This is a genomic window from Neorhizobium alkalisoli (genome assembly GCF_002968635.1).
In the GTDB taxonomy this organism is placed as follows: domain Bacteria; phylum Pseudomonadota; class Alphaproteobacteria; order Rhizobiales; family Rhizobiaceae; genus Neorhizobium; species Neorhizobium alkalisoli.
The window spans coordinates 1-5519 of sequence record NZ_PVBN01000027.1; the positions used below are offsets into that span (position 1 = coordinate 1).

At 58.5% G+C, this 5519-nt stretch carries 4 protein-coding genes and 1 pseudogene; all 5 read left to right on the forward strand.

Annotation, left to right across the window (positions count from 1 at the left end; all coding sequences use genetic code 11):
• Window positions 1-124 (forward strand): annotated as a pseudogene (locus C5L13_RS29435) (L-idonate 5-dehydrogenase); the annotation flags it as partial.
• 204 nt (window positions 125-328) lie between these two features.
• Entirely contained in the window at window positions 329-2278 is a 1950-nt protein-coding gene (locus tag C5L13_RS28305; protein WP_105386592.1) for a PrkA family serine protein kinase, read from the forward strand.
• Window positions 2279-2302: 24 nt separating this feature from the next.
• Window positions 2303-3622: a YeaH/YhbH family protein gene (locus tag C5L13_RS28310; RefSeq protein ID WP_105386593.1), complete on the forward strand. Its 1320-nt coding sequence runs from the start codon at window positions 2303-2305 to the stop codon at window positions 3620-3622.
• 12 nt (window positions 3623-3634) lie between these two features.
• Window positions 3635-5182, forward strand: a complete 1548-nt coding sequence (locus C5L13_RS28315) for a SpoVR family protein (RefSeq protein WP_105386594.1) — start codon at window positions 3635-3637, stop codon at window positions 5180-5182.
• Between the two features lie 125 nt (window positions 5183-5307).
• A partial coding sequence (locus C5L13_RS28320) for an aldehyde dehydrogenase family protein (RefSeq protein WP_158693561.1) occupies window positions 5308-5519 on the forward strand: 212 nt, incomplete at its 3' end.

Sequence of the window (5519 nt, forward strand, 5' to 3'; positions counted from 1 at the left end):
CAACACCCGCCGCGTCGACCTCAAACCGCTGCTCACCGCAACCTTCCCCCTCCAGGACGCCGTCACAGCCTTCAACCTCGCAGCAGACAGAACTCAGTCAATGAAAGTCCAAATTACCTTCTAGACATACCGCCGGGCTTTAAGCGGGCGCGCCTCCGATTCCCTCAAGGCGATGATTTCGTTAAAGAACCTGTTCGTCGTGCGACTGCGGCGTGGATTTTATTATAGTTTGCACCGAAGACGGGGAACAAAATTCACGCTTATTCCGTATATTAATTGAGACGCCGATAAAATAAGATGGTCCGGTCCAGCGACTGTGGAGAGTTCTATGAGAACTGACGGCAGTGACGTTTTCGACCTCTTTTCTAAAGCCTACGCAAGCGAAGCGCGAGAGACGCTGAGCCTACAGGAATATCTGCTGGCCTGCCGTGACGACAGGAGCATGTACGCCACAGCGCCGGAGCGCATGTTGACGGCCATCGGCGAGCCCCAGTTCATCGATACGAGCGCGGACGAGCGTCTTGGTCGCATCTTCTCCAACCGTACGATCAAGATTTATCCCTCCTTCTCCGACTTCTACGGAATGGAAGATACCATCGAGCGAATTGTCGGTTATTTCCGGTATGCCGCCCAAGGACTCGAAGAGCGAAAGCAGATCCTTTACCTCCTGGGTCCGGTGGGCGGCGGTAAGTCTTCCCTCGCCGAGCGCCTCAAGAAGCTGATGGAGGAGCAGCCGATCTACGCGCTCGCCATCGACGGCAAGGTCAGCCCTGTTTTCGAATCCCCGCTTGGCCTGTTCAGCCGCGAGCGCATGGGTGACCTCCTGGAAGAAAAGTACGGCATTGCCCAGCGCCGGCTCACCGGCCTCATCTCGCCTTGGGCGACGAAACGGCTGGACGAGATCGGCGGCGACATCTCGAAGTTCAGCGTGGTTAAGCTCATTCCCTCGCGGCTGCGCCAGATCGCCATCGCCAAGACCGAACCGGGCGACGAGAACAACCAAGACGTTTCGGCGCTGGTGGGCAAGGTCGATATCCGCCAGCTGGAGAATTTCAGCCAAGCCGATCCCGACGCCTACTCCTATAGTGGCGGCCTTAACCGTACGACCCAGGGCCTGCTCGAATTCGTCGAAATGTTCAAAGCGCCGATCAAGGTGCTGCATCCGTTGCTCACCGCCACGCAAGAAGGCAGCTACAACGGCACGGAAAATTTTGGCGCCTTCCCCTACCAGGGCATCGTGCTTGCTCATTCCAACGAATCGGAATGGCTGCAGTTCAAGCACAACAAGAACAATGAGGCTTTCCTGGACCGTATTCTCGTGGTCAAGGTGCCCTATTGCCTTCGGGTTACCGAGGAGCGGCTGATCTACGAAAAACTGCTGCGCGAGAGCGAATTGTCGGCCAGCCCCTGCGCGCCGGAAGTGCTGGAAAATCTCAGCCGCTTCACCGTTGCCACGCGCCTGGCGCCGCACGACAATTCGCCGACCTATACCAAGATGAGGGTCTATGACGGCGAGAACCTGAAGGACACCGATCCGAAGGCGAAATCGCTGCAGGAATATCGCGATGCGGCCGGCGTCGACGAAGGCATGACGGGGATCAGCACGCGTTTTGCCTTCAAGGTGCTCTCGGAAACCTTCAACTACGACACCAAGGAGGTCGCGGCCGATTCGGTCCATCTGATGTATATCCTCGAACAGGCGATCCGCCGCGAGCAGTTCCCCAAGGAGGTCGAGGCGAACTATCTCGATTTCATCCGATCGGAGCTGGCGAGCCGCTATGCCGAGTTCATCGGCCACGAGATCCAGAAGGCCTATCTGGAATCCTACAGCGAGTACGGCCAGAACCTGTTCGACCGCTATATTTCCTATGCCGATGCCTGGCTGGAAGACCAGGATTTCAAGGATCCAGATACGGGGCAGATCCTCAACCGGGAAATCCTCGATAGCGAGCTGTCGCAGATCGAGAAGCCTGCCGGCATTGCCAATCCGAAGGATTTCCGCAACGAGGTGGTTAAGTTCACGCTGCGCGCCCGCGCCCGTAACGGCGGACGCAACCCAGCCTGGACAAGCTACGAAAAGCTCCGCGAGGTCATCGAGAAGCGCATGTTTGGCCAGGTCGAGGACCTTCTGCCGGTCATCAGCTTCGGCTCCAAGAAGGACAGCTCCACCGAGAAGCAGCATGCCGAGTTCGTCCAGCGCATGACCGAGCGGGGTTATACCGTGCGCCAGGTCCGGCGGCTCGTCGACTGGTACATGCGAGTGAACAAGGCAGGCTGACGATGCCATTGCGGGGACTGGCTAATGCCGAATTTCATCGATCGACGGTTAAACCCGAAGGACCGCAGTCTCGGCAACCGGCAACGCTTTTTAAAGCGGGTGCATGACGAGCTGAAGCGCTCGATCCGAGACCAGGTGAAGTCGGACAAGATCGCCGACGTGGATGCCGCCCATGGCGTGCCGGTACCAAAACGCGGCGCCGATGAGCCGGGTTTCCGACACTCCATTGGCAGCGGTGAACGGGACCATGTACTGCCCGGAAACGAAACCTTTTCACCCGGTGACAGGCTGAAAAAACCGGAAGCGGGCGGTGGCGGAGGAGGCGGCCGCAGTGCAGGGCGCGGCGAGGGCGACGACGACTTCGTCTTCGTTCTTTCCCGTGACGAGGTGCTTGATCTCTTTTTCGAGGACCTTGAGCTTCCCGACATGGTCAAGCTCAACCTCAAGGAAACGGTGACCTACAAGCCGCACCGGGTCGGCTTCACCACCGCCGGCACGCCAAGCAACATCAATGTCGGCCGCACAATGCGCAACAGTTTCGGTCGGCGCATCGCACTGCGCCGACCGCGGAGCACGGAATTCGAGGACGTCGTAGCGGCGATCGCGGAGCTGGAAGACGAAGAGCAGCTTTCGCAGCCGCAGCGCCGCCGGCTGTTGCAATTGCGCGAAGAGTTGGAGGCGTTGGAGCGTCGCCGCAAGCGCATCGCCTATGTCGATCCCGTCGATGTGCGTTTCAACCGCTTCGAGCGGCAGCCGGTGCCCAATGCCTGCGCGGTGATGTTCTGCCTGATGGACGTCTCCGCCTCGATGGGCGAGCGGGAGAAGGATCTGGCAAAACGCTTCTTCGTCCTCCTGCACCTGTTTCTCAAGCGTCGCTATGAACGGATCGACATCGTTTTCATTCGACACACCGATGAGGCACGGGAGGTGGACGAGGACACCTTCTTCTTCAGCAAGCAGAGCGGCGGTACCGTCGTTTCCACGGCGCTCGAGGAGATGCAGCGGGTCATTGTCGACCGCTATCCCCCCCACATCTGGAATATCTATGCTGCTCAAGCCTCCGATGGCGACAATGCCTCCGGCGACTCGGAGCGTTGCGCCGAACTTTTGCGGGACGAGCTGATGAAACGGTGCCAGTATTACGCCTATGTCGAAATCATCGACGAGCGTGAAAGCGAGATTTTCGGATCGACCGACAACGGCACGTCCCTCTGGCGCGCTTACCGGACTGTCGATGGCGCTGTGCCGAACTTCCAGATGGCCCGTATTGCCAGGCCTGCCGACATTTATCCGGTTTTTCACAAACTCTTTGCCCGGCACAAAGTGGTTCAGCTGCGCCGGTAAAGGAACAAACGCATGGTAAGACAGGCTACTTCCACCTTGTTGTTTGAAGGTTCCGAATGGAACTTCGCCATGCTCTCGCGCGCCTACGAAGCCATCGAGGAGATCGCCGTCGGCGAAATGGGACTCGATGTCTATCCAAACCAGATAGAGATAATATCCTCCGAGCAGATGCTGGATGCCTATTCCTCGATCGGTATGCCGCTGATGTATCAGCACTGGTCCTTCGGAAAGCGGTTCGTCTTCGAAAACCATCTCTATCGCAAGGGCAACCGGGGGCTCGCCTATGAACTCGTCATCAATTCCGACCCCTGCATCACCTATCTCATGGAAGAAAACACCATGCCGATGCAGGCGCTGGTCATCGCGCATGCCTCCTTCGGGCACAATCATTTCTTCAAGAACAACTACCTGTTTCGCCAATGGACGGATGCCGGCGCCATCCTCGGCTATATGGACTTCGCCAAGAAATACGTTGCCAAGTGCGAGGAGCGGCATGGCCTGCGCGCCGTGGAAGAAATTCTTGATTCGGCCCATGCACTGATGGACCAGGGCGTGTTTCACTATCGCCGTCCGCCGCGCCTTTCCCCGGCAAAAGTGACGGAGCGGGCGCGCGAACGACTGGAATACGAGGAACAGACCTACAGCGACCTGTGGCGGACGCTGCCGACAACAGATGGCAGCACCGGTATCGAGGAAGCAGAGCGCGAGGTGCTGGAACGTAAGAAGGCGCTCAATCTTCCCGAAGAAAACCTGCTCTATTTCCTTGAGAAGCACAGCCTGATCCTTGAGCCGTGGCAGCGCGAAATCCTGAGGATCGTGCGCATCATCGCGCAGTATTTCTATCCGCAGGGGCAGACCAAGGTGATGAACGAGGGCTGCGCGACCTTTGTGCACTATACGATCATCAACCGGCTGTTCGACCAGGGCAGGATGAGCGAAGGCGCCATGTTGGAACTGCTCGCCAGCCACGCCAACGTCGTCTTCCAGCCGGGCTTCAGTGATCCGCGCTATTCCGGCATCAACCCCTATGCGCTGGGCTTTGCGATGATGCAGGATATCGAGCGCATCTGCACCAAGCCGACTGCGGAGGACAAGGACTGGTTTCCTGACTTCGCCGGCAATGGCGACTGGATGGGCACGCTGATCGAAGCTTGGGAGAACCACCGCGACGAGTCCTTCATTCTGCAATATCTGAGCCCGGCGCTGATCCGCAAATTTCGCCTTTTCAATCTCACCGATCGTGCCACCGACCGGTTTTGCGAAGTCGCGTCCATTCATGACGAGCGGGGATATTCTGCCGTACGCGCAGCCCTTGCCCGCATCTACGACCCGGGAGCGAACCGGCCGGATATAGAGGTGGCCGATGTCAATCTTCTGGGAGACCGCCAGCTCCGTTTGAGGCACATGGTCAAGAATGGCCAGCTGCTGGAGGAGGTCAACCGCGACGCGACCCTTGCACATGTACGTCGGCTGTGGGGTTATGGGGTGAGCCTGGAAGGTGTCGACGCTTCGACAGGCGCGGTACTCTATGCATGCCCTTCCGGGGAGGCGGCCGCATAGGCTTCTTGGGTTGGCAATTCGTACCATGCCGCTTGTGATAGCGTAGCTTTTGGTCGTGAGAGGCGCGACGATGTCGGACTTCAGCCACCGCGTCAGCAATCAGTTCATCGAAGAAAGCGTTTGAAATGGCCCTCTCCAAGACACTTCTTGCGAAACTGAAAAATCCGTCGCTTGCCACCGACAAGGCGTTGATCGCCGGCGAATGGCAGACAAGCGGTGAAACCGGTGCGACCTTCGACGTCAGCAATCCATCGACGGGGGAGGTGATCGCGAGCCTGCCGGATATGACCCGAGCCGACGCCGCCCGCGCCATTGATGCCGCGCACACGGCGCAGAA

Bases quoted from the DNA above. Each gene is read 5' to 3' on its own strand.
- C5L13_RS28315 (WP_105386594.1), top strand. From the start codon at position 3,635: ATGGTAAGACAGGCTACTTCCACCTTGTTGTTTGAAGGTTCCGAATGG.
- C5L13_RS28305 (WP_105386592.1), top strand. From the start codon at position 329: ATGAGAACTGACGGCAGTGACGTTTTCGACCTCTTTTCTAAAGCCTAC.
- C5L13_RS28310 (WP_105386593.1), top strand. From the start codon at position 2,303: ATGCCGAATTTCATCGATCGACGGTTAAACCCGAAGGACCGCAGTCTC.